Annotated in this window: 20 protein-coding genes; 12 read left to right on the forward strand and 8 right to left on the reverse strand. The window is 64.1% G+C overall.

Features of this window, described 5'->3' with window-relative positions; translation table 11 throughout:
• Positions 1–187: 187 nt before the first annotated feature.
• The 3 genes from IVA81_RS31090 to IVA81_RS31100 form a co-directional block, all read right to left on the reverse strand.
• Complete coding sequence (locus tag IVA81_RS31090; protein WP_247325054.1) at positions 188–1,501, reverse strand: GGDEF domain-containing protein; 1,314 nt, start codon at positions 1,499–1,501, stop codon at positions 188–190.
• Between the two features lie 246 nt (positions 1,502–1,747).
• Positions 1,748–3,052, reverse strand: coding sequence for a nicotinate phosphoribosyltransferase (pncB, locus tag IVA81_RS31095; protein ID WP_247325056.1), 1,305 nt, complete (start codon positions 3,050–3,052; stop codon positions 1,748–1,750).
• A 79-nt stretch (positions 3,053–3,131) separates the two neighbouring features.
• On the reverse strand, positions 3,132–4,061 hold the full coding sequence (locus tag IVA81_RS31100; RefSeq protein ID WP_247325059.1) for a LysR family transcriptional regulator: 930 nt from the start codon (positions 4,059–4,061) through the stop codon (positions 3,132–3,134).
• Positions 4,062–4,153: 92 nt separating this feature from the next.
• Here IVA81_RS31100 and pcaH point away from each other — a divergent pair, with 92 nt between their 5' ends.
• A complete protein-coding gene (gene pcaH / locus IVA81_RS31105) occupies positions 4,154–4,942 on the forward strand; it encodes a protocatechuate 3,4-dioxygenase subunit beta (protein WP_247325061.1) in 789 nt (262 codons plus the stop codon).
• A gap of 4 nt (positions 4,943–4,946) precedes the next feature.
• A complete protein-coding gene (pcaG, locus tag IVA81_RS31110; protein WP_247325067.1) occupies positions 4,947–5,573 on the forward strand; it encodes a protocatechuate 3,4-dioxygenase subunit alpha in 627 nt (208 codons plus the stop codon).
• 22 nt (positions 5,574–5,595) lie between these two features.
• Here the strand turns inward: pcaG and IVA81_RS31115 are convergent, their stop codons facing one another.
• On the reverse strand, positions 5,596–6,207 hold the full coding sequence (locus tag IVA81_RS31115) for an NYN domain-containing protein (RefSeq protein WP_247325068.1): 612 nt from the start codon (positions 6,205–6,207) through the stop codon (positions 5,596–5,598).
• Positions 6,208–6,551: 344 nt separating this feature from the next.
• The gene (locus IVA81_RS31120) at positions 6,552–7,451 is read right to left on the reverse strand and encodes a helix-turn-helix domain-containing protein (protein ID WP_247325071.1); all 900 of its coding nucleotides are present in this window, start codon (positions 7,449–7,451) and stop codon (positions 6,552–6,554) included.
• Positions 7,452–7,501: 50 nt separating this feature from the next.
• On the opposite strand from IVA81_RS31120, the gene pobA reads away from it, so the two are divergent.
• A complete protein-coding gene (gene pobA, locus IVA81_RS31125; RefSeq protein ID WP_247325072.1) occupies positions 7,502–8,674 on the forward strand; it encodes a 4-hydroxybenzoate 3-monooxygenase in 1,173 nt (390 codons plus the stop codon).
• Positions 8,675–8,687: 13 nt separating this feature from the next.
• Here the strand turns inward: pobA and IVA81_RS31130 are convergent, their stop codons facing one another.
• The 3 genes from IVA81_RS31130 to IVA81_RS31140 all read right to left on the reverse strand — a co-directional run bounded on the left by IVA81_RS31130 (position 8,688) and on the right by IVA81_RS31140 (position 12,819).
• Positions 8,688–10,838: an adenylate/guanylate cyclase domain-containing protein gene (locus IVA81_RS31130; protein WP_247325074.1), complete on the reverse strand. Its 2,151-nt coding sequence runs from the start codon at positions 10,836–10,838 to the stop codon at positions 8,688–8,690.
• A 19-nt stretch (positions 10,839–10,857) separates the two neighbouring features.
• The gene (locus tag IVA81_RS31135; RefSeq protein ID WP_247325075.1) at positions 10,858–11,526 is read right to left on the reverse strand and encodes a hypothetical protein; all 669 of its coding nucleotides are present in this window, start codon (positions 11,524–11,526) and stop codon (positions 10,858–10,860) included.
• A 168-nt stretch (positions 11,527–11,694) separates the two neighbouring features.
• Positions 11,695–12,819, reverse strand: coding sequence for an HD domain-containing phosphohydrolase (locus tag IVA81_RS31140; RefSeq protein WP_247325081.1), 1,125 nt, complete (start codon positions 12,817–12,819; stop codon positions 11,695–11,697).
• Between the two features lie 263 nt (positions 12,820–13,082).
• On the opposite strand from IVA81_RS31140, the gene IVA81_RS31145 reads away from it, so the two are divergent.
• The 9 genes from IVA81_RS31145 (at position 13,083) to IVA81_RS31185 (ending at position 22,564) form a co-directional block, all read left to right on the forward strand.
• Positions 13,083–13,406 (forward strand): STAS domain-containing protein, encoded by a 324-nt coding sequence (locus IVA81_RS31145; RefSeq protein WP_247325084.1) that lies wholly within the window; start codon positions 13,083–13,085, stop codon positions 13,404–13,406.
• Positions 13,406–13,771: a response regulator gene (locus IVA81_RS31150; RefSeq protein ID WP_008142319.1), complete on the forward strand. Its 366-nt coding sequence runs from the start codon at positions 13,406–13,408 to the stop codon at positions 13,769–13,771. Before IVA81_RS31145 ends, IVA81_RS31150 begins: the two co-directional genes overlap by 1 nt.
• Complete coding sequence (locus IVA81_RS31155; protein WP_247325087.1) at positions 13,768–15,843, forward strand: chemotaxis protein CheA; 2,076 nt, start codon at positions 13,768–13,770, stop codon at positions 15,841–15,843. Before IVA81_RS31150 ends, IVA81_RS31155 begins: the two co-directional genes overlap by 4 nt.
• Positions 15,843–16,304, forward strand: coding sequence for a chemotaxis protein CheW (locus IVA81_RS31160; RefSeq protein WP_247325090.1), 462 nt, complete (start codon positions 15,843–15,845; stop codon positions 16,302–16,304). The genes IVA81_RS31155 and IVA81_RS31160 overlap by 1 nt, the downstream gene beginning before the upstream one ends.
• A 37-nt stretch (positions 16,305–16,341) precedes the next feature.
• Positions 16,342–18,039, forward strand: coding sequence for a methyl-accepting chemotaxis protein (locus IVA81_RS31165; RefSeq protein WP_247325092.1), 1,698 nt, complete (start codon positions 16,342–16,344; stop codon positions 18,037–18,039).
• Between the two features lie 65 nt (positions 18,040–18,104).
• On the forward strand, positions 18,105–18,593 hold the full coding sequence (locus IVA81_RS31170; protein WP_247325094.1) for a chemotaxis protein CheW: 489 nt from the start codon (positions 18,105–18,107) through the stop codon (positions 18,591–18,593).
• A gap of 60 nt (positions 18,594–18,653) precedes the next feature.
• Complete coding sequence (locus tag IVA81_RS31175; RefSeq protein ID WP_247325095.1) at positions 18,654–20,456, forward strand: methyl-accepting chemotaxis protein; 1,803 nt, start codon at positions 18,654–18,656, stop codon at positions 20,454–20,456.
• Positions 20,457–20,602: 146 nt separating this feature from the next.
• A complete protein-coding gene (locus tag IVA81_RS31180; RefSeq protein WP_247325098.1) occupies positions 20,603–21,457 on the forward strand; it encodes a CheR family methyltransferase in 855 nt (284 codons plus the stop codon).
• A gap of 15 nt (positions 21,458–21,472) precedes the next feature.
• Positions 21,473–22,564, forward strand: a complete 1,092-nt coding sequence (locus tag IVA81_RS31185) for a chemotaxis response regulator protein-glutamate methylesterase (protein ID WP_247325100.1) — start codon at positions 21,473–21,475, stop codon at positions 22,562–22,564.
• Positions 22,565–22,568 lie beyond the last annotated feature (4 nt).

Genomic DNA, 22,568 nt, shown 5'->3' on the forward strand with positions numbered 1-22,568 from the left:
CAAACTCCTTCGACGATGCGGACGAATCCGGCCGCAACGCTGGGCAGTTGCCATGCTTAGTGATGGAGGCCTTGGCCTTCTTGGACCAGCGCGCAAAGCGAAGTGTCGAAATGCGAAAGACGCGACGTTTTCGGGAGTATTGTGGCCAGGGTACCACAACCGCGCCGTTTACGCGGCTCGCAGGCTGTCAGCCTCGCGCTGCGACGGCTTCGCGTGGCCGGGCTGCAACGGCGATGACGTCCGGTCGCCCGCCGTCGACCTGAACGCGGTTGCGTCCCTTTTCCTTGGCGCGATAGCAGGCGGCATCGGCGCGCCGCATCGCGTCCTCAAGCGTGGTGTCGCCGTCGGCGATGCAGGCGACGCCGATGCTGGCGGTCACCGCAAAGCAGCGATCATCCCAGGCGAAGTTGAGCAGCTCCAGCGATCGCCGCAGCCGTTCGGCGATATCGACTGCAGTCGCGGGCGAGCACTGCGGCAGGATCAGCCCGAACTCGTCGCCGCCGAGCCGGGCCACGAGGTCACGCGGACGCCGATCCTGTTGCAGGAGGCGCGAGACCTGGCAGAGCAGGCGGTCGCCGGCAAGGTGCCCGCAGGTGTCGTTGACGTTCTTGAACTGGTCGAGGTCGAGCAGGATAAGCCCCAGCGGACCCGCCGCGGCAGCGTCCAGCTCGCTTTGCAGGCGCGCCTCGAAGGCGCGGCGGTTGGACAGGCCGGTCAGCCAGTCATGCGATGCCTGCCAGGCCAGGCGTTCCTTCTCAGCGTGCAGGGCGTCTTCGAATGCCTGTCGTTGCAGCACCAATCGCCTGGTGTGCCAGATCAGGAGCAGGATCAGCGTGACGGCGGTGACGATGTTGATACCGGTCAGCGTCAGCTTGATGGCGCGGGAGCCTTCGCCGAGGACAGTGGAGAACCGCTTGGCATGCACCGTGAACTGGGTGTTGAGCTCGGAGAGTCGCGTCGACAGGAATTGCAGGCGATTTGTGTCTCGGATAGGGCCGTTCTCCAACTCGGACCGGATGACCTCGCCGAACACGCTCAGCTCCAGCAGCATCGGGTCGGTAGCGGTCCACTCGCGGATCGCTTCCTGCAGGAAGCTGACGCGGTTGAAGTAGCGAAACAGCCAGATCAATCCAGGAACGTCATCGGGATGATTGCCGCCTTGCAGGAAGCCGATGCGCGCGGCCTCGACGTCGACCGGATCTCGCTCCATCGCCCAGCGCGCAAACTCGTCGCCGATGGGAACGGCGAGCGAGGCCTGGTATTGCGTGAACTGGCTGGCGTCGCCCGAATGCAAATAGAGATTGAGGAAGTAGACGGCATTCTTCTGCGAGCGGGACCACATCGCTTCGCCCGCGACATAGGCGCGAACCGACGACATCACCTCGAGGCTGAATCCCGCGATCGCCGCCTGGAGCACGACGACCATCACGAAAGGCGAGACGAGCTTGATGACGTGAAGGAAGCTGTGTCCCTTCATCGACGTCGCTGTTCTGCGAAACACCCTGCGTTCCCCAAATCGCGCAACGACCCCAGCGAAGCGCTGCGCCTGCAACGCGAAGTAGAGGGGATGGTTGCCTAACTCGACCTGAAAAGCGCGAAAGACTGCATCGCAGGATGAAGGCGTCGTGAAATGAATGGCCGTAGATCGCTTCAAATGCCGGCAAATCGGAACTGGTGCGGCATCGGCGAACCGATGCCTCACATTTGTCGTGCGCGGTTTACTTGATGAAGAGAGTTGGGTGCGCGGCTAGACCAGCACCGGCTTGCGCACGCGGCCGGCGTCGCCGAACACGCGCAGGTAACGCTCGATCTCCGAGGGCATACCGGTCGCCTTCTCCGGATTGTCGGAGAGCTTGACGGCGGGACGGCCGTCGACCGACGAGACCTTGCAGACCAGCGAGATCGGATCGAGATTGAACGAGCCATCCGGCGTGCAGCCGACGAAATCATTGGTGAGGTTGGTGCCCCAGCCGAAGGAGAGCCGCACCCGGCCGGCGAAGTGATGATAGGTCTCCTCGATCGAGCCGACATCCATCGCGTCGGAAAAGACGAGTAGCTTGTCCCTGGGGTTGCGACCCTTCTTCTCCCACCAGGCGACGATCTCCTCGCCGGCCTGAATCGGCGGCGCGCTGTCGGGCCGGAAGCCGGTCCAGTCGGCGACCCATTCCGGCGCATCGCGCAGGAAGGCCTTGGTGCCGAAGGCGTCGGGCAGTGCGATCAGGAGGTTGCCGCCATAGGTCTGGCGCCACTGGTCGAGAATGCGATAAGGCGCCCAGCGCAACTCCTCGTCGTCCTTGGCGAGCGCGGCCGCGACCATCGGCAGCTCATGCGCATTGGTGCCGATGGCCTCGAGATCGTTGTCCATCGCGAGCAGCACATTGGAGGTGCCGATGAAGGACGAGCCCAGGCCTTCCTTCACCGCCTCCACGCACCAGCGCTGCCAGAGGAAGCCGTGACGGCGGCGGGTGCCGAAGTCGGACAGGCGCAGGTTCTCCAACTCGCGCAGCCGTTCCACCTTGGTCCAGAGCTTGGCCTTGGCGCGCGCATAGAGCACGTCGAGCTCGAAGCGGCCGCGGCCCTTGATCGCCGCACGGGAGCGCAGCTCGTTGAGGATTGCGAGCGCCGGAATCTCCCACATCGTGGTGTGGGTCCAGGGCCCGTGGAAATGCAATTCGTACTGGCCCTCGACCTTGCGCAGCTCATACTCGGGAAGGCGGAATTCGGCCAGCCAGCGGATGAAGTCCGCCGAGAACATGTGGGTCTTGCCGTAGAAGGTGTTACCGGCAAGCCAGATCAGCTCCTTCTTGGTGAAGCGGATGGTGCGGGCGTGGTCGAGCTGGGCGCGCAACTCGCCCTCATCGATGATCTCGGCGAGCCGGACGTGGCGCGAGCGGTTGATGACCGAGAAGGTCACCTGCTGCTTCGGGTAGGACTCCCGAATCATTTGCAACATCAATAGCTTGTAGAAGTCGGTATCAAGCAGGCTGCGGATGATGGGATCCAGCCGCCAGCTGTGATTGTAGGTCCGGCTCGCAATGTCGGTCACTGTCATGGGGGAATTCTAGCGTGGCGGCCCGCGCCCAACCAGTGGGTTTGGCGAGGGCTGGTCTTCCGAAAGACGGGATCGGCTATCAAGCCTTGGCGGCCGTCGCTGCGATCGTCTCGAGCTGGCTCCTGACCCAGCGATGGGCCGGGTCTTTCTGATAGCGCTGGTGCCAGACCATGAACATCGGCAGCTCGGCCAGCATCCGCGTGCGGGACGCTAGCGGAATCCGCGTTTGCGCGAAACCGCGCATGACCCCGGACGCCAGCAGGCTCGGCATGCTCGCCAGCATCTGCGAGCCGCGAAGGAAGGACGGCACGCCGGAAAAGCTCGGCACCGAGATCGCAATGTCGCGGTGAAGACCGTTCGCCGCCAGCCGGCGGTCGAAGTCGAGCCGCTCATTGTCGGTGTAGACCACAGTAATGTGTCGCGCCGCGAGATAGGCACCGCGGCCGGTCGGCGCGGTGCGCGTCTTGGGATCGAAGTAACAGACGTAATGATCGCTCAAGAGGCGCTTCTGCACGATATCGACACCGGATGGCGGCAGCGGCGTGACCAGGAGATCGCAGCGGTTTTCGCGCAGCATCGCGGGCGAGGGCGACTGCGAAGGGATCACGCGCAGGTTCAGGCCCTTCACTTGCGCGGCGAGGTGATCGAAGAATCGCGGCAGCAGCAGATCGCGCTGGAAGTCATTGGCGGCGATTGTCAGCGAAAGCTGCGCGCGAGCCGGCTCGAACGTGACGCCGCCGGCAAAGCTCCGCATCTCGTCGATCAGCGCCCGTGCCTTCGCGGCGAGGGCCTGCGCATGCGCGGTGGCGACGATGCCGCGGCCGGATTTCGCGAACAGCGGATCGCCTGCGATCCGCCGCAGCTTGTTCAGCCCGTGACTGACCGCCGATTGCGTCAGACCGAGCCGCGTTGCCGCCGCGGTGACCGATCCCTCCTCCAGCACAGCGAGGAACAGTTCGAGCGCGTGGCCGTCGAGGGCCAAATGATCGATTTCTTTCATGCAATACATTATAATCGATCTATTTATCCGGGGAATAGACCGCGCCATGATCTCCCGATAAGCCGCGCGTCCGGACCCGGGACGCTCCAGGGAGAGACACGATGAATGCCCAGGCGTCAGCCTTGCGGGATCCCCGCCTCAACCGTCCCGAGCCTTTTGCGCCTCCGCTCGGCGATGGCGGCTTCTTCCAGCGAGACCGTTCCATCCATCCTCCCGCGCATGCGCCGGGCTACAAATCCTCGGTGCTGCGCTCGCCGCGCCAGGCGTTGCTGTCGCTGGAGAACTCGGTCTCGGAGATCACAGGGCCGGTGTTCGGCCATAACGATCTCGGCCCGCTCGATAACGATCTGATCCGCAACTACGCCAAGGACGGCGATCCCGTCGGCGAGCGCATCATCGTCCACGGCCGGGTGCTGGACGAGACCGGCCGCGGTGTGCCGAACACGCTGGTCGAGTTCTGGCAGGCCAATGCCGGTGGCCGCTACCGGCACAAGAAGGACACGTATCTGGCGCCGATCGATCCGAATTTCGGCGGCTGCGGCCGCGCGCTGACGGACGACACCGGCTACTACTATTTTCGCACCGTGAAGCCGGGGCCCTATCCCTGGCGCAACTACGTCAATAGCTGGCGGCCCGCCCACATCCATTTCTCGGTGTTCGGTTCGGGCTTTGCGCAACGGCTGATCACGCAGATGTATTTCGAGGGCGATCCCCTGATCCCGGTCTGCCCGATCCTGACGACGATCCCGGACAAGGATGCGCTCGACCGCTTGGTCGCACCGCTCGACCTCAACGGCTCGACGCCGTTCGACTCGCTCGCCTACCGCTTCGATATCGTGCTGCGCGGCCAGCGCTCCACCTACTTTGAAAATCGCACCGCGGGGAACTAAGTCCATGCCGCAGCCGCTCGACTATCTCAAGGAAACTGCCTCGCAGACCGCCGGTCCCTACGTCCATATCGGGCTGCTCCCCGCGATGGCCGGTTTCGACATCTTCGAGAAGAACTTTTCCAACGTGCTGGTGACGCCGAACACCGAAGGTGAACGCCTCACGCTGGAGGGCAAGGTGCTCGACGGCACCGGCGCGCCGCTGCGCGACGTGTTGCTGGAAGTCTGGCAGGCCAATGCGAGCGGCCGCTACAACCATCCGGCCGATCGCTCGGCCGGCGCGCTGGAGCAGGAGTTTCGCGGCTGGGGCCGCGCCGGCTCCGACTTCGAGAGCGGGCTCGTGAGCTTCGAGACCATCAAGCCGGGCGCGATCACCGACAGAGCGGGCCGGACATGCGCGCCGCACGTCAATGTCTGGATCGTCGCGCGCGGCATCAACATCGGCCTCAACACGCGACTCTATTTCTCGGATGAAGAGGCCGCCAACGCCGCCGACCCCGTGCTCAACCTGATCGAACAGCCGGCCCGGCGCTCGACCCTGATCGCAAAGCGCGGCGAGCGTGCCGGCAAGGTCGTGTATTCCTTTACGATCAATTTGCAGGGGCCGGAGGAGACGGTGTTTTTCGACGTGTGAGGGGCCGGTGGCCGTCCCGGGATCACTCCACCGGGTCGCCGCGACTGATCGCTCCGCGTGCGAGGAATTGCGATGTCTGACGCATCTCGCGCGATCCCGGTCGTTCACCCGGGTCGCGCCCCACTTTTTGTTTCAGTTCTGCCAAATCGATGAAGACGTCCGCCTGCCGGCGCAGGTCGTCGGCGATCATGGGTGGCTGCGTAGAGAGTGTGGAGACGACCGTCACGCGGACACCGCGGCGCTGCAGGGATTCCACCAGCGAACGAAAATCGCCATCGCCCGAGAACAACACGATCTGATCGACGTGCTCGGCGAGCTCCATCGCCCTTACGGCGAGGTCGACATCCATGCGGCCCTTCACTTTGCGGCGGCCGGTGGTGGCGTCGACGAACTCTTTGGTGAGCTTGGTGACGACGGTGTATCCATTATAGTCGAGCCAGTCGATCAAGGGACGGATTGACGAGTACTCCTGATCCTCGATGATGGTCGTGTAGTAGAAGGCCCGCAACAGCGTACCTCGGCTCTGGAATTCGCCGAGCAGGCGCCTGTAATCGATGTCGAAACCGAGCGCCTTGGAGGTGGCGTAGAGATTGGAGCCATCGATAAAGAGCGCGATCTTCTCAATCGAAGACATTATGGAAATCCCCAGTTCCGCACGAAAGTCGGACGGTCCAGCCGAAATGGCGCGGTGTGTCCGCCGGAAAGCACGGAAGGTGCCGCTTGCTGAAAAAAGCGGCGCAGACGACCGGACAGGGATGGCCGCCTTGCGCCAAGGTTAGGGAGGTTCCATGCCACCAGCGCCAAGGCGCCGAATGCAGCCACGTTAAGGCGTGCGCACTCCCTGCTCAATTGTACGGAGGTAAAGGGGCTCCATCCAAAGGATGGGACCCACTATACGAAGGTAAGTGGTGACGATAGCCCAACGCCGTTGGCGGTGTGGCTTCGACCATAGGCGCCCTTGGTCTTTCGTCCGATGCATCAGCCTTCGTCGCCATGGAGCTGCGCGCGGAACGCGCGCGGCGATATTCCCGTGGCTGCGGCATAGACCCGGCTGAAATAGGCGGGGTCCTCGAAGCCGAGCGTGTAGGCGATCGTCGAGACCGGCAAATTGGTGTAGACGAGGTTGCGCCGCGCCTCGCGGATCAGCCGGTTGAGGATGAGGTGCGAGGCGGTGTCACCGGTCGCCGCCCGTGTGATCCGGTTGAGATGCGTCGGTGTCACCGCCAGCGCCTCGGCATAGTCCGCGACGCTCCAGCGTTCCAGATGATGCTGTTCCAGGAGCGCCTCGAAGCGGCGGAACAGGCTCGACTCGACCGCGCCGTTGCCGCCGTTCTCGCTCGTGAGCGCGCGTGCCACCAGCCCGATCATGGCGGACGACAACGCGCGCAGCACATGCGCGCGGCCGAAATCGCGCGCGGCGTGTTCGGCGAAGATCTGCTTCATGATGGTGCGGATCTGCGGTGTGCCGCGCACCACGGCCGAGCGCGACAGCGCACCGCGCAGGCCCTCGGCGGCGAGCAGCGCCTCATCCAGAATCTCCGCGGCGATGGTCAGCACCCATCCTTGCGTATCGGGCACGAAGCGGAAGCCGTGGACATGGCCGACGGGCACATTGACGATCTGCATCGGCTTCAAGGGCACCACCCGCCCGTCGAGCGTCGCCTCGCCGCCGCCGCGCTCGATCAGCAGCACCTGGTGCAGCCGGGCATGGCGGTGCACGGCCAGGGTCCAGTCGTGCAGCACCGAGCGGGACGCAATGGTCTCACAATGCACGACGTCGGGCAGATCGCCGGACTCGCCGAACAGATTGTAGACGCGGATCGCCGTGGCTGTGCGTTTCATGTTCGAATAGTACAAGACAATGGCGAAACCCTCCATCGGTCTACGGCGTCAAATCTGCAAAAAAATGCCGGCGGGAGGACGCAAAAATGAAAGTTCAGGTCTGTATCATCGGCGGCGGGCCGTCCGGGCTGCTGTTGTCCCAGCTGCTGCACCTGAAGGGTATCGACACAATCGTGCTGGAGAAATACAGCCGCGACCATGTGCTCGCCCGCATCCGCGCCGGCGTGCTCGAGCATGGCTTCGCCAAATTGATGCGCGAGGCGCAGTGCGGCGAGCGGATGGACCGCGAGGGCGAAATCCATACCGGTTTCGAGATCGCGCATGACGGCGTGCTCTCCAAGATCGACCTGCACAAGCATTCCGGCGGCAATTCGGTGCTGGTCTATGGTCAGACCGAGCTGACGCGCGACCTCTATGAGGCGCGCGATCGTCTCGGCGGAAAGGTCGTCCACGACGCGCAGGACGTGACGCCGCATGACCTGACGTCGGACCGGCCCTACGTGACCTATCGATCGAACGGCGAGACCATCCGCGTCGATTGCGACTACGTGGTCGGCGCCGACGGTTTCCACGGCGTCAGCCGCAAATCGATCCCGAAGGACGTGCTGCGCGAATATGAAAAGGTCTATCCGTTCGGCTGGCTGGGCGTGCTGTCGCGCACGAAACCGGTGTCGCCGGAGCTGATCTATGTGAAGCACGAGCGCGGCTTTGCGCTCTGTTCGCTGCGCTCGCAGGTGCTCAGCCGCTACTACGTCCAGGTGCCGCTGACCGACAACGTCGAGGATTGGAGCGACGATGCGTTCTGGGCCGAGCTGAAGCGCCGCCTTCCGGACGAGGTCGCCGGCAACCTGATCACGGGGCCGTCGATCGAGAAGAGCATCGCGCCTCTGCGCAGCTTCGTCGCCGAGCCGATGAGCTATGGCCGGTTGTTCCTCGCCGGCGATGCCGCTCACATCGTGCCGCCGACAGGCGCGCGCGGGCTGAACAGCGCCGCGTCCGACATCTATTATCTCTATCACGCCTTGCTCGCGCATTATCAGAGCGGCGATGATTCCGGCCTCGCAGGCTATTCCGCCAAGGCGCTCGCGCGGATATGGAAGGCGCAGCGCTTCTCCTGGTGGATGACGATGCTCCTGCACCGCTTTCCCGACCGGCTCGCATATGAGGATCGGCTGCAGCAGACGGAGCTGGACTATCTGCTCTCGTCCGAGACGGCGCAGCGCCTGCTCGCGGAGAACTACGTGGGACTGCCATTTTAGCGTAAAGTGGCCACTACTTTCCTTCCAGCGTGTGGACGGGTGTCCAATCGGACGGTGGTGGATCTGCAATGAGCGCTCGCGCGCGTGCGGCGAACCGCGCCGATGCCGGATCAATCTCTGCGACACGCCCGAACGCATCGGACGCCTTCGCAAAATCCCGCGCGCGCCAGCAGGCGAGCCCCTCCGCATATGCGGCGGCCACCTTGGCTTGGTCGGCGCTCTCCGCGCCCTTGTCCGCCAATGGCTCAAACACCTTGATGGCCTCGCCACGGCCCTGCACCCTGATCGCGTCGAGCTCGCGCCAGGTGAAACTATCGCCGGCCTGCATCATCGTGGTTTCGGAAGCCATGATCGCGGTGCCGTAATATTTGTTGGCGCCCTCGAGCCGGGAGGCGACGTTCACGGTGTCGCTCATCACGGTATAATTGAAGCGGCGCCGCGAGCCGATATTGCCGACCACGGCTTCGCCGCTGTTGAGACCGATGCGATGCGACAGGCCGTGCCCGGCGAAGGCGGGATTGCCGGCATTGAGCTCCGCAAGCCTCGTATGGCACTTCAACGCGGCGCGAACCGCGTTTCGTGCGTGTGCGGGATCGTCGGCCGGCGCGCCGAACATGGCGACGATTGAATCGCCGATATATTTGTCGACGTAACCGCCATGACTTTCGATGATGTCGGTCATGGCGGACAAATATTCGTTCATCAGCGTCACCAGCTCGCCCGGTGTCATGGTCTCGGCAATGGACGAGAAACCGCTGAGGTCGGAAAAGAACATGGTGACGTTGCGCATCTCGCCGCCGAGCACCGGCATCTTGCCTGAGGCGACCATGGTCTCGATGACCTCCGGCGCGAGGTAGAAGGCGAAGCTCTTGCGCAGGAAGCGCTCGTCGCGATCGGCCAGCATGAAGCGGTAGCCGGTCATGATCGCGAGCGCGGCAAGGCCGGCGAGTGCCGGCTCCGTCAGCGGCAGCGCCAAGGCATGAACGAACGCGCTGACGGCCGCGGCAGCGTAAATGGCAGTGAGAGCGAACCATGCGATCAGCGCTCCGCTCGGCGCGAGCATGCAGGCCGCGCAGGCGATGACGAGTGCGAACGCGATCGTGAGAATGGTCCGCGCGGGGAAGCCAAGCTCGGTCACGGCATCGCGCTCGATCAAGTTTCGGACCGCGGTGGCGTGCACGAACACGCCGGCGATGTCGCTGCGGGCGCGTTGCGTGGCGCGCTCCGGCGCGGGCAGGGCACATCGTGCCGCCGGCGTGCCGTCATGCCCGCCGGACAGGCGCATTGATGTGAGCTTGCGATCCTCGAAATTCAGGACCGTGCCGAGCAGAACGACCTTGCCGTCGAAGGCGCGGCGGAAGAAATCGCGGTCGCCCTTCTCGACGCAGGCCCGCAGGTCGGCGAAGGAGAAGGTCGGGACGTCGCGTCCCAGCCCTCGAAAGTTGAGCGTCATGGTATTCGGAAGCGCGCTCGGGATTGCATAGCCGGACAATTCGGTCGCGCCGGACGGCGCAATCTCGGGCTTTCCGCCAAGCGCACGCGCCGCGAGCTCGACCGCCATTGCGGGCACCGGTTTGCCCTCGATTGAGAAGCTCAGCGGCATCCGCCGGATCACGTCATCGGCGTCGGTATGCACGTTGAGCGCGCGAATGCTGTTGCGCACCGCGACTTGCTGGGCGCGATAGGGGACCTCCGGATGGTCGTTGCTCAGAATATCGCCGAGCACCAGTTTGCCGCCGTCGGAGATCTGCCGCAGCGCGATCAGGTAATCCCGGTCGAAGCCCTTCATGCGACTGCCGACCGACGTGTCGCCAAAAGGAATCTCCGACTGCTCGATCGAGCTCGGAAAGATGACGTCGAAGCCGATCACCTTGGCGCCGCCCTCGGTGATGCTCCCGAGCACCCGGCCGATCTCGCGCGTCCAGGTCTGCGTCGGCGATCCCTTGAAGGGCGGCGTGTCGTAGGTCTCGCCGTCGATGGCCACGACGACGACCGGCGAATTGGCGGGATCGCGGCGGTCGCCAATGAGCTTGCCGCGCAGTGCCGTGAGGATGTCGAGCGAGAGGCCTTGCAGCGTCTGGAGCGGCGGAGACGCGAAAATTGCGCCCGCGAGGAGCGCAATCAGGATAGCTGCAACGATGTCCCGTCCCCCGATCCGCCGCATCGCCTCGTCGCTAGGCTGCCTATTCGAGCCGCAGCAGGCGGCCGATGATCGGAGTCGGTGACGAGGTGGCACTGGCGTCGACCAGGAAGGTGTAACGCTTGGCGCCGAGGCTTGCGAGATAGCTGCCGCCGGGGGTCAGCGATTTCCCGGCCTTGGCGAAATCATAAAACTTGCCGCGGATCATGATGTCGTTCTTGAGCGGTACGCTGATCGTGGGTTCCTTGCCGTCGGTGCGCTCGATCACCAGCGTGCTCCCGCTCTTGGCCTGGACCAGCGGGGCGACACCGTAGATCGTCGGCAGCTTGGACGGAGTGGCCTTGGCATCGGACCGCATGGTCCGGAACGTGGTCGCGGCACTCTGGTTCGCCTCGCGCTCGGAGAGCTGCGCCGCCTTGGTGTCACAGGGCACCTTGGCGCGCTGCACGTCGCCGAGCTGCACGGTGCTTTGCTCGGCGCCGACCAACACGACGCCCTCGCTGATCGTCTCGCGCAGGCAGGATTTGAGGTAGCTGAGCGTAATGCTCGCTTTGGGCCCGAGCTTGATGATCTTGCCGGGCGCGACATAGTCCATGAATTCGACGCCGTCGACCTTGCCTTGGACATCCTCGACGATCGCGGCCGGCGTCTCCGCAAAGGCGGGGGCCGCAACACAGAACGCGCCGACAACGACGCCGATCAGGCTTCTCATGGGTATGCTCATTCAATTCGACCGATACTTTGCTGGTCCCCGTCCCGGTGCGACTTTTAGCATCGGAGCGCCCAGGCAAGTGTGACCAGAATCACTCTTTGATGATTGGTGCACTCTAGCAGGAAGTGGTTCAAACCCGCCATCGGCGACAAAGGGGGTGTCCAGCCGTCAGGTGGTCGCGGCAAATTCGGGCGAACGGCCCTTGACCGGACACTTTATGATTGGAGCGAGAGGAGCCTCGGCTTTGGGGAATGGCGTCGCCTGCCCCCCGGCGGCGATATCGAGGACCTCGTCCCAGCGCGACAAAAAGGCCTCGACGCAGGCCGGATCGAATTGCCGACCCTTGTTCTCGACCAAATAGTTGCGCGCCATCTCGATCGGCATCGGCTCTTTGTATGGTCGTCGTGTCGTCAGCGCGTCGAAGACGTCAGCGACCGCGACCACGCGTGCGGCCATTGGAATCTCGTCCGCCTTGAGACCGCTGGGATAGCCCGCGCCGTCCCAGCGCTCATGATGGCCTGCGGCAATTTGCGCACCGAGCTGGATCAGCTCGCAGCTTGAGTCCGCCAAAATCCTCTCGCCGATCGTGGCATGGGTCCGGATCACCGCCATCTCCTGGTCGGTCAGCTTGCCGGGCTTGAGTAGGATTTTGTCGGGAATGGCGACCTTGCCGACGTCGTGCAGGGGCGCGGCCAGATAAATGTCGCGGCAGAGCCGGGCCGGCAGGCCGAGCTGCTCGGCGATGATGCGGCTGTACCGGGCGACCCGCAGCGTGTGCTCGCCGGTGTCGTTGTCGCGATATTCGACCGCAAGCGCGAGCCGCAGAATGATCTCCTCCTCGCGTTCGCCGAGCTTTCGTGTTGCTGCTGCGACTTCGCTGGCCAGATGTGCGGCACGATCGTTGAGCTTGCGCACGGCTGCACCAAGCTGAATCAAATTCCGCAGCCGCACCGTCATCTCGACGCTCTGCGGCTGCTTGGGCAGGAAATCGGTTGCACCGGCCTGCAGCGCTTCCATCTTGACGTCATCGGTCTGTCGCGAAGTGATCATCGCGATCGGAATGTCGGCGCAGCCGGCAAGCCTGCGGAAGGTGCGGATGAAGCTGATGCCGTCCATATGCGGCATCTCGTAGTCGACCAGCACGAGATCGAAGGCGCGTTCCCGCGCGCAAGTCAGCGCTTCCACGGGATCAAGGAAGGTGGTGGCCTCGACCAGACCTTCAGCCTCGATGTGACGTTTCAGGAAGTTGAGGACAGAGCGACTGTCGTCAACCAGGAGCGCTTGGGTCAGCATCGGCGGCCGGGGCTCTCTTCGCTGGCAAAGGCACGAACCCAAGCCATAACCCGAGCGAATTTAACGCGAAGCAAATGCGCCATGGGGAGGCGCACATACGGGTGTGCGGCGCAGGTGATCTGAGCTGCTTGTGCATGCTTGCATACACCTGCGCGAATTCCCGGGGAAATGTGACCCGTAGTTGTACGGATGCTCGCGTTAGGAGTTTACTCATTGGATTCACGTCAAACGAGTATCGGAATTTAGCAAAGGCGGGGCAAGCGATGGCGCTCAATCCCACGGAGCCGAAGTGGTCGTTGCGGTTGCCCGCCGATTGCAGCATCGCGGCCATTCGCAACGTCTATGAGCTCATCCGCGAGGCGTTCGGCCGCCAGGAGCGGCTCGAGATCGACTGTTCGCGCGTCGACAAGGCCGACGTGACGTCGATCCAGCTTCTGCTGTCGACCGCCAAGACGGGCGAGGCCCAAGGCCGCCCGGTGGTCCTCACCTCCTTCTCACAGTCCCTTCGCAACACCCTTCGTCGTGCCGGCTTCGCCAGCGAGGCGATGATTGATCAGCATTTCCCGCAAAAGAAAGATGGCACCTAATGGCCACGATTCTGACCGTCGACGATTCGCCGAGCATTCGGCAGATGATCAAGGTTGTGCTCGAGCCGGCCGGTCACAACGTGATCGAGGCCGGAGACGGCGCGCAAGGGCTCGCAAAGGCGCAAGCCGGCAAGCTCGACCTCGTGATCACCGACCTCAATATGCCCGTCATGAACGGGCTGGAGCTGATCCGGGCGCTGCGCAAGCTGCCGAGCGCGGTCGGTATGCCCATCGTGTTCCTGACGACCGAATCCAACGACACGGTGAAGCAGGAAGCCAAGAGCGCCGGCGCCACCGGCTGGATCACCAAACCCTTCAAGCCTGAGCAGTTGCTCGCCGTGGTCGGCAAGCTGGTGCGCGCATGAGCGCAATGGACCCGACCGAGGTCTTCCGTCAGGAAGCCAGCGAGCTCTTCGAAGTTCTTGAAGGGGCCTTGCTCGACCTCGGCCAGCGTCCCGACGACCGCGAACTGGTCGATTCCGCCTTCCGCGCCCTGCATACCATCAAGGGCTCGGGTGCCATGTTCGGCTTCGACAAGGTCGCCTCCTTCACCCACGAATTCGAGACCGCTTTCGACCGCGTCCGCAAGGGCGAGATCAAGCCGACCCAGGAGCTGATTTCGGTCGCGCTCGCCGCCAAGGACTACATCCGCGCGTTGATCGAAGATCCCCAGTCGACCGACGACATCATCGGCGAGGCCATCCTCGACGACCTCAAGCGCTTCGTATCATTCGACCAGCCTGGCGCTCCGGTCGTCGAGATCGCCGAGGCGCCGCCGTTGGCCCCTGGCGAGAGCAAGCAAGCCGGCTGGCACCTGCATCTCGAATTTGAATCGCACATCCTGCGCAACGGCTCGAACCCGCTCGATCTCTTGGAAGATCTCTGCAAGCTCGGCCCCTGCTTCGTCGTCCCGATCACCGACGGCATCCCGTTCCTCGACGAGATGGAGCCGGAAGACTGCTATTTGAAGTGGGACGTCAAGCTGCACGCGGTCTGCGACAAGGACGCGATCGACGACGTCTTCATGTTCGTCCAGGACGAAATGAAGCTGACGCTCTCGCCCTTGGCGCATGTCGAAGCGCCCGCGCCTGCGCCGCTGTTCCAGCTTCTCGACGAAGAGCCGGCCCCGGTGGTCGAAATGCCTGCGCCGACGGTCGAGGCTGCTGCCGCGCCCTTGGCCGAGCAGCCCGTCGCAAAGGCGGAGCCGAAATCCGAATCAAGGCTTGAACCGAAGCCCGAGGCCAAGCGCGACGATCGCGGCATTGCCACCGTTCGCGTTCAGGCCGAGCGCCTCGACGAGCTGATGGACCGCGTCGGCGAACTCGTCATCGCACAGGCGCGGCTGACCCAGCTCGCCGCCTCCGGCTCCGACCTCTCGATCAAGATGATCGCCGAGGAGATCGAGCGCCTCGCTTCCTCCTTGCGCGACACCACGATGGGTGCGCGCATGGTGCCGATCGGTTCGCTGTTCGGCCGTTTCCGCCGCCTCGTGCATGACCTGTCGCGGGATCTGTCCAAGCCCGTCGAATTCGTCACCTCGGGCGAGGATACCGAGCTCGACAAGACCATGATCGAGTGCCTGGCCGATCCGCTGGTGCACCTGATCCGCAATGCCGTCGACCACGGCATCGAAGATACCGCCGTGCGCGCTGCCAACGGCAAGACCGAGCAAGGCCGGATCGAGCTCGCCGCCGTCCACTCCGGCGCGCAGGTGCTCGTCACCGTGAAGGACAATGGCGGCGGCCTCAACACCTCGCGCATCCGTGCGAAAGCGGAAGAGCAGGGGCTGGTCGCGGCCGGAGCCGTGCTCACCGACCATGAAATCCATCAATTCCTGTTTCATCCCGGCTTCTCGACTGCGCAGACCATCTCGGCGCTGTCCGGCCGCGGCGTCGGTATGGACGTGGTCAAGCGTACCATCGAGAACATGCGTGGCTCGATCGATCTGTCGACCCGGACGGGGCAGGGCACCACGGTGACGCTGCGCCTGCCGCTGACGCTTGCGATCATCGAAGGCCTGCTGATCCGCGTCGGCGAAGGCCGCTACATCATTCCGCTGTCCGCAGTGGAGGAATGCATCGAGCTGACCGCCGAGGACGAGCGCTCCCGCGGCCGCAATTTCCTCAACGTGCGCGGCAATCTCGTGCCCTTCCTCCGGCTGCGCGAGATCATGACCGCATCGGGCACGCCCGACCGGCACCAGAAGACGATCATCATCTCGACCGGCGAGACCCACGTCGGGCTCGTCGCCGACCAGATCATCGGCAACCACCAGACCGTGATCAAGTCGCTTTCCAAGCTGCATTCGGACGTCACGATGTTCTCCGGCGCGACCATCTTGGGCGACGGCACGGCAGCGTTGATCCTCGACGTCGCGCAGCTTGTCGCGCTGGCGCAGTCGAAGGTCGAGAAGCAGCATATCAGCGAGGCGGCGTGATGAGCGGTGGATTGGCTGGCGAACGTCAGGCTGACGCGATGCAGGTCGTCATGATCGGCCTTGGCGAGGAGAAGTTCGCGCTCGACGCCGGCCTCGTGCGCGAGATCATCGATCCCGTGCCGGTGACCAAGGTCGCGGGTGCGCGCGCCTTCGTTCCCAGCGTGATCAACGTGCGCGGCAACGTCATTCCGCTCGCCGATCTGCGCATCCGCTTCGGCATGCCGCAGCTCGATGATTCGGCCGATACGCGCATCGTGGTCATCGAAATCGAGCTCGAGGGCGAGCCGGTCCTGGTCGGCGTCACCGCCGACAAGGTCTACGAGGTCACCGAGATCTCGCAGGCCGACGTGCAGCAAACACCGCGCGTCGGCATGCACTGGAAGCCGGAGTTCATCCGCTTCATTGCAAAGTGGCGTGAAGAGTTCGTCATCGTTCCGAACATGGAACGCATTTTAAATTGAGATGAGGTCTCGGGCGAGACTGGGGTAGGGGCTGGAAATGAGATTTACCGTCAAGGCAAAGCTTGCCACTGCGTTCGGCTTGATCATCGTGCTGTCCGGGGTTGCGGGCGGCGTGGCCTACATGAAGCTCGGCGACATGATGGCGACCGCCGACAGCATGGTTCTGCGCGCATCCCGGATGGAAAAGGCGACGCAGGTCGAAAAGGATATCCTGCTTCAGCTGCGCGCCGAGAAGAATTCGATTCTCGGAACGGAAGCCCAGGCCGAGCAGTTTGCCGCCGACGCAGCCAGGCTTCGCGAGCAGGCGACGAAGACCAAGGATGAGGTCTACGCGCTGGCGAGCGAAGCGGGCAGGAAGCTGCTGGACGGCTTTGCGGTCTCGTACGCCAAGATGAACGCGTACCAGGAAGAGACGATCAGGCTGGCGAAGACGGACAAGTTGAAGGCGACCGAACGTTCGATGGGCGACGGTCGCAAGGTCGTCGCGGATGCCATGGAATCCATGGGCGCCTATGTCGCCAATACGAAGAAGCAGCTGGCCGAGCAGGCCGTCCAATCCAAGGCAGAGGGACACCAGGCGCAATTCCTGCTGATGATGCTGATCGGCATCTCGCTGGCGGTTGCGGTCGGGGCGGCGCTCTGGATTTCGATCTCGATCAGTCGGTCGCTCGGCCGGGCGGTCGGTCTTGCCGGATCGGTCGCCGAGGGCGACCTCAGCCGGACCATTCCTTCCGCCAGCAATGACGAGATCGGCGATCTCGTCAGGTCCTTGAATGCAATGGTCGAGAAACTCCGGCAGATCGTCGCCGAAGCGCTCACCGCGGCGCAGAACGTCTCCGCCGGCAGCCAGGAACTCTCCGCGAGTTCGGAGCAACTTTCGCAGGGCGCCACCGAACAAGCCTCCTCGGCCGAGGAAGCCTCGTCTTCGATGGAGGAGATGGCTTCGAACGTGAAGCAGAACGCCGACAACGCCAACCAGACCGAGAAGATCGCCGCGCAATCGGCGAGGGATGCCGAATCCAGCGGCGCCGCCGTGGGCCGTGCCGTCGAAGCGATGCAGACTATTGCCGAAAAGATCACGATCGTGCAGGAGATCGCCCGGCAGACCGACCTGCTTGCGCTCAACGCGGCGGTCGAGGCCGCGCGCGCCGGCGAGCATGGCAGGGGCTTTGCGGTCGTCGCCTCCGAAGTCCGCAAGCTTGCCGAACGCAGCCAGGCTGCCGCCGCCGAGATCGGAACGCTCTCGACGGAGACCGTGAAGGTCGCCCGCGAAGCCGGCGAGATGCTGTCCAAGCTCGTGCCCGATATCAAGAAGACCGCCGAGCTGGTGCAGGAGATCACGGCGGCTTGCCGCGAGCAGGACGTCGGCTCGGCACAGATCAACCAGGCGATCCAGCAGCTCGACAAGGTCGGCCAGCAGAACGCCAGCGCCTCCGAGCAGGTGTCTTCGACGTCCGAGGAGCTCGCCTCCCAAGCCGAGCAGCTCCAGTCGACCATCTCGTTCTTCCGGATCGAGCACGCGGGCCGCGGCGAGGGCTCTGCGCCCGCGCCGATCGACCGCGCCGTCGGCCAGCTCCGCGCCAAGGCTGCGCACATGGCGGCCGCCGATTGCGGCACGAAGAAGCCGGCACCTGTCCGCAAGCCGGCACGTGCGATGAAGGTCGCCGGTGGCGGTGGCTTCGCCTTCGACATGCATGACGGCGAAGACGATCGCGACGCCGAGTTCCAACGCTGATCAACCGGTCCGGCCTCGCGCCGGACCGCGCTCATTTCCAAATCTTCGGAACCCCGGACTGCATCATGGCCGCAACTTCGCAATATCTGACGCTCGGGCTCGCCGGCGAGACGTTCGGCATCAGCATCCGCAACGTCCGCGAAATTCTCGACATGCGGCCGATCTCGCGGCTTCCGCACGCGCCGGACTTTCTGCTCGGCATGATCGACGTGCGTGGCAGCGGCTATCCGATCGTCGATCTCAGGAAGAAGCTCGGCCTGCCCACCGTTGCCGCCACGGAAGCGACCCGCATCATCATTCTCGACGTGCCGATGAAGGATCGTCTGGTCGGCGTGGGCTTCGTCGCCGACTGCGTCTTCGAGGTCACCGACATCGACGAGCAGGCGATCGAGCCGATTCCCGAGGTCGGCGGCAAATGGCAGTCCGACTACGCCGCCGGCATTGGCCGCAAGGGCGAGAAGTTCGTCGTCATCTTCGATCTCGCCAAGCTGATGGCGAACGACAAGATTCCGGAAGGACGCGATGCCGACACGGATGCGCCTCGCGCCGCCTGAGTTTGCAAGAGTGAAGCGTGGACACGCGTAAGCACCTCAATTCGAACCAACGAGACTGACATGAGATTCACCGTCAAAGCCAAGCTTGCCAGCGCCTTCGGCCTGGTCATCCTTCTGTTCATTGTGGCAGGCGCCGTAAGCTACATGAAGTTGGCCGACATGGCCGCGACCGCAGAGTCCATGGTGCTTCGCGCCAAGCGGATGGAGAAGGCCGCCGAGGTCGAAAAGATCATTTGGCAGCAGCTCAGGGCCGAAAAGAACGCGATTCTGGGAACGCCGAGCGAAGCTGATGAATTCGCCCTGCAGGCCGCCAAGCTCCGCGAGGAGGCAACCAAGATCAGGGACGAGGTCTACGCGCTCGCCAGCGAGGGCGGCAAGAAGCTGCTGGACAACTTTGCAGGTGCCTACGCCAGGATGAACGCCTATCAGGAAGAGACGATCAGGCTGGCAAAGACGGACAAGACCAAGGCTACGGAACGCTCGATGGGTGACGGGCGCAAAGTGGTTGCAGACGCCACGGAGGCGATGGGAGCCTATGTTGCGAATTCCAAGCGGCAGATGGCCGAGCAGGCCGTGCAGTCCGGCGAAGAGAGTCGCCGCGCGCAGTTGATTCTCATCGTCCTGGTCGTCGTCTCGCTCATCGTTGCTGCGATTAGCGCATTCTGGATCTCGATCAATATCAGCCGGTCTCTCGCCAAGGCCGTCGGGCTGGCGGATGCCGTCGCGATCGGCGATCTCAGCCACAAGATCGATGCTTCCAGCAACGACGAGATCGGCGATCTCGTCAAATCCCTGAACGCGATGACCGCCAATCTGAACGCCACCGCGGCCGTCGCCAACGAGATCGCCCAGGGCAATCTCACGGTCGAAGCCAAGCCCCTGTCGAACAAGGACACGCTCGGCCTTGCGCTCGAGCGCATGGTGGAGAAGCTTCGCCAGATCGTGTCGGAAGCCCTGACGGCGGCGCAGAACGTCTCGGCCGGCAGCCAGGAGCTCTCCGCCAGCGCCGAGCAGCTTTCGCAGGGCGCGACCGAGCAGGCCTCGTCCGCCGAGGAAGCCTCCTCCTCGATGGAGGAGATGGCCTCGAACGTGAAGCAGAACGCCGACAACGCCAACCAGACCGAAAAGATCGCCGCACAGTCGGCCAAGGATGCGGAAGCCTCCGGCGCAGCCGTCGGCCGTGCCGTCAACGCGATGCAGACCATCGCCGAGAAGATCACGATCGTGCAGGAGATCGCGCGCCAGACCGACCTGCTCGCGCTCAACGCGGCGGTCGAGGCCGCGCGCGCCGGCGAGCACGGCAAGGGCTTTGCCGTGGTCGCCTCCGAGGTGCGCAAGCTCGCCGAACGCAGCCAGGCGGCCGCGGCCGAGATCGGCACGCTTTCGGCCGACACCGTCAAGGTGGCGCAGGAGGCCGGCGCGATGCTCTCCAAGCTCGTTCCTGATATCAAGAAGACCGCTGAGCTGGTTGAGGAAATCACCGCGGCCTGCCGCGAGCAGGACGTGGGATCGGCCCAGATCAACCAGGCGATCCAGCAGCTCGACAAGGTTGGCCAACAGAACGCCAGCGCGTCCGAGCAGGTGTCCTCGACTTCGGAGGAACTCGCCTCGCAGGCCGAGCAGCTTCAGTCCACCATCGCTTATTTCCGCATCGAGCACGGCGGGACGGGCCAAGCGGCGGCGCCGGTTGATCGGGCCGTCAACCAGCTGCGCGCCAAGGCGGCCACGATGGCGGCCGCCGAGCGGTCGGCCAAGAAGCCGCAAGGTAAGCCGGCGCGCGCCCTGAAGGTTGCCGGTGGTGGTGGCTTCGCCTTCGACATGCATGACGGCGAGGATGATCGGGACGCCGATTTCCAGCGCTAGGGCTCGTCAGGACTCTTGCGGACCGGTCCGCCTTACGACGGTGAACCGGTCCGCTTTCAACGGCTACGTCAACGCTTAGGATCGAAGATGGCCCGTACGGCCCGACATTCAGTACAGGCGGCCATCGCGGACCGGAGCAGGCGGCCATGATGCCCGCCGTGCAGGATACGGCCGTCCATCTGTCGGACCGTCACTTTCGGACCATCGCCGAATTGATCGAGGGCCAGGTCGGCATCAAGCTGCCGCAGGGCAAGCGGCTGATGCTGGAGGGGCGGCTGCACAAGCGCGTGCGTGCGCTCAACTTTTCCGACCTCAACGACTATGTCGAGAACCTGTTCGAGGCCGATCATTTCGATACCGAGCTCACCCATCTCATCGATGTGGTGACGACCAACAAGACCGATTTCTTCCGCGAGCCGCAGCACTTCACTTTCCTGCGGGATGTCGCGATCCCCGCTTTGCTCAAATCGCATGGCCGCAAGAGCGCGAACCTCAAGATCTGGAGTTCGGCAAGCTCCACGGGCATGGAAGCCTATACGACCGCGATGGTGCTGGACGACATGACGCGGAACGGCCCGCGTTTCCAGTACCGCATTCTCGGGACCGACATCTCGACCGCGGTGCTGCGCCTCGCCAAGACGGCGATCTACACCCGCGACGTGCTCGCGCCAGTGCCGGAGCAATTCGTGAAACGATATTTTTCGTCGTCGCGGGACAAGTCGCGCGGTGAGGTGCGGGTCGTGCCGGAGTTGCGGCGCACCACTCATTTCATGAGGATGAACCTCATGGACAAATCCTACCCCGTCGATCGTGACGTCGATATCATCTTCTGCCGCAATGTCCTGATCTATTTCGAGCGCGAGACCCAGCGCAAGGTGGTCGAGCAATTGTGCAGCCATTTGCGTCCGGGCGGCTATCTGCTGGTCGGACACTCGGAATCGATGATTCACAGTGCCGTGCCTGGGCTGAAGCAAGTTCAGCCAACCATTTTCCAGGTCTAGCCGGAGCGCAACGGGATGCCGAGGGAGAAAGTTCGCGTACTGATCGTGGACGATTCGGCGTCGGTTCGCCAAATCCTGCAGACGATCCTCAACGACGATCCTGAGATCGAGGTGATGGGAACGGCCTCCGATCCGTTCGTGGCGGCGAAGCGTCTTCAGGACGAGATCCCCGACGTCATGATCCTCGACCTCGAGATGCCGCGCATGGACGGCATGACGTTCATGCGCAAGATCATGGCGCAGCGCCCGATCCCGGTGATCATCTGCTCTTCGTTGACCGAGGAGGGCTCGAACGTGATGTTCGAGGCGTTCGAGGCCGGCGCGGTTGATATCGTGCCGAAACCGAAGATCGACACGCGGCAGGCGCTGCTCGAATGCTCGACGCGGCTGCGCGAGGCCGTGAAGTCGGCAGCGCGCGCGCGGGTCCGACCGCGTTCCGAGCGTCGGGCGATCGAGAAGAAGCTGACGGCCGACGCCATCATCCCGCCGCCGGTGCAGGGCAGGGTTCGGCCGACCACGGAGCGCATCGTCTGCATCGGTGCGTCGACGGGCGGGACTGAGGCGCTCAACGACGTCCTCGAGATGCTGCCGCCGCATTGTCCCCCCATCGTGATCGTCCAGCACATGCCGGCAGGCTTCACTGCGGCCTTTGCGAGGCGTCTCGACACCGTCTGCCAGATCAGGGTCAAGGAGGCCGAGGACGGCGAGCCCGTGCAGCCGGGCTGCGCCTATATCGCGCCCGGGGCCCGCCACATGCTGCTCCAGCGCATCGGCCTGCGCTACCAGATCGCGATCAAGGACGGTCCGCCGGTGTCGCGGCATCGTCCCTCCGTCGACGTGCTGTTCCGCTCGGCGGCCCAGCACGCCGGCGCCAACGCGCTCGGCGTCATCATGACCGGCATGGGCGACGACGGCGCGCGCGGGATGCTGGAGATGCGCAAGCTCGGCGCCTCGACGCGGGCGCAGGACGAGGAGAGCTGCGTGGTGTTCGGCATGCCCAAGGAAGCGATCGCTCATGGCGGTGTCGAGAAGGTCGTTTCGCTGCATCACATCCCGCGCGAGATCATGCTCTGGTATCAGGCCGGGCACGCCGCGGTGGCAGGTTGATGGC

Source organism: Bradyrhizobium sp. 141, from assembly GCF_023074055.1.
In the GTDB taxonomy this organism is placed as follows: domain Bacteria; phylum Pseudomonadota; class Alphaproteobacteria; order Rhizobiales; family Xanthobacteraceae; genus Bradyrhizobium.

What these genes read in the sequence shown, in the direction of transcription:
- IVA81_RS31175 (WP_247325095.1), top strand. Translation starts at nt 18,654, where the DNA reads ATGAGATTCACCGTCAAAGCCAAGCTTGCCAGCGCCTTCGGCCTGGTC.
- IVA81_RS31100 (WP_247325059.1), bottom strand. Translation starts at nt 4,061, where the DNA reads ATGTATTGCATGAAAGAAATCGATCATTTGGCCCTCGACGGCCACGCG.
- pncB (WP_247325056.1), bottom strand. Translation starts at nt 3,052, where the DNA reads ATGACAGTGACCGACATTGCGAGCCGGACCTACAATCACAGCTGGCGG.
- pobA (WP_247325072.1), top strand. Translation starts at nt 7,502, where the DNA reads ATGAAAGTTCAGGTCTGTATCATCGGCGGCGGGCCGTCCGGGCTGCTG.
- IVA81_RS31140 (WP_247325081.1), bottom strand. Translation starts at nt 12,819, where the DNA reads ATGCTGACCCAAGCGCTCCTGGTTGACGACAGTCGCTCTGTCCTCAAC.
- IVA81_RS31180 (WP_247325098.1), top strand. Translation starts at nt 20,603, where the DNA reads ATGATGCCCGCCGTGCAGGATACGGCCGTCCATCTGTCGGACCGTCAC.
- IVA81_RS31115 (WP_247325068.1), bottom strand. Translation starts at nt 6,207, where the DNA reads ATGTCTTCGATTGAGAAGATCGCGCTCTTTATCGATGGCTCCAATCTC.
- IVA81_RS31160 (WP_247325090.1), top strand. Translation starts at nt 15,843, where the DNA reads ATGAGCGGTGGATTGGCTGGCGAACGTCAGGCTGACGCGATGCAGGTC.
- IVA81_RS31185 (WP_247325100.1), top strand. Translation starts at nt 21,473, where the DNA reads ATGCCGAGGGAGAAAGTTCGCGTACTGATCGTGGACGATTCGGCGTCG.
- pcaG (WP_247325067.1), top strand. Translation starts at nt 4,947, where the DNA reads ATGCCGCAGCCGCTCGACTATCTCAAGGAAACTGCCTCGCAGACCGCC.
- IVA81_RS31130 (WP_247325074.1), bottom strand. Translation starts at nt 10,838, where the DNA reads ATGCGGCGGATCGGGGGACGGGACATCGTTGCAGCTATCCTGATTGCG.
- IVA81_RS31165 (WP_247325092.1), top strand. Translation starts at nt 16,342, where the DNA reads ATGAGATTTACCGTCAAGGCAAAGCTTGCCACTGCGTTCGGCTTGATC.
- IVA81_RS31150 (WP_008142319.1), top strand. Translation starts at nt 13,406, where the DNA reads ATGGCCACGATTCTGACCGTCGACGATTCGCCGAGCATTCGGCAGATG.
- IVA81_RS31135 (WP_247325075.1), bottom strand. Translation starts at nt 11,526, where the DNA reads ATGAGAAGCCTGATCGGCGTCGTTGTCGGCGCGTTCTGTGTTGCGGCC.
- IVA81_RS31155 (WP_247325087.1), top strand. Translation starts at nt 13,768, where the DNA reads ATGAGCGCAATGGACCCGACCGAGGTCTTCCGTCAGGAAGCCAGCGAG.
- IVA81_RS31170 (WP_247325094.1), top strand. Translation starts at nt 18,105, where the DNA reads ATGGCCGCAACTTCGCAATATCTGACGCTCGGGCTCGCCGGCGAGACG.
- IVA81_RS31120 (WP_247325071.1), bottom strand. Translation starts at nt 7,451, where the DNA reads ATGGAGGGTTTCGCCATTGTCTTGTACTATTCGAACATGAAACGCACA.
- pcaH (WP_247325061.1), top strand. Translation starts at nt 4,154, where the DNA reads ATGAATGCCCAGGCGTCAGCCTTGCGGGATCCCCGCCTCAACCGTCCC.
- IVA81_RS31145 (WP_247325084.1), top strand. Translation starts at nt 13,083, where the DNA reads ATGGCGCTCAATCCCACGGAGCCGAAGTGGTCGTTGCGGTTGCCCGCC.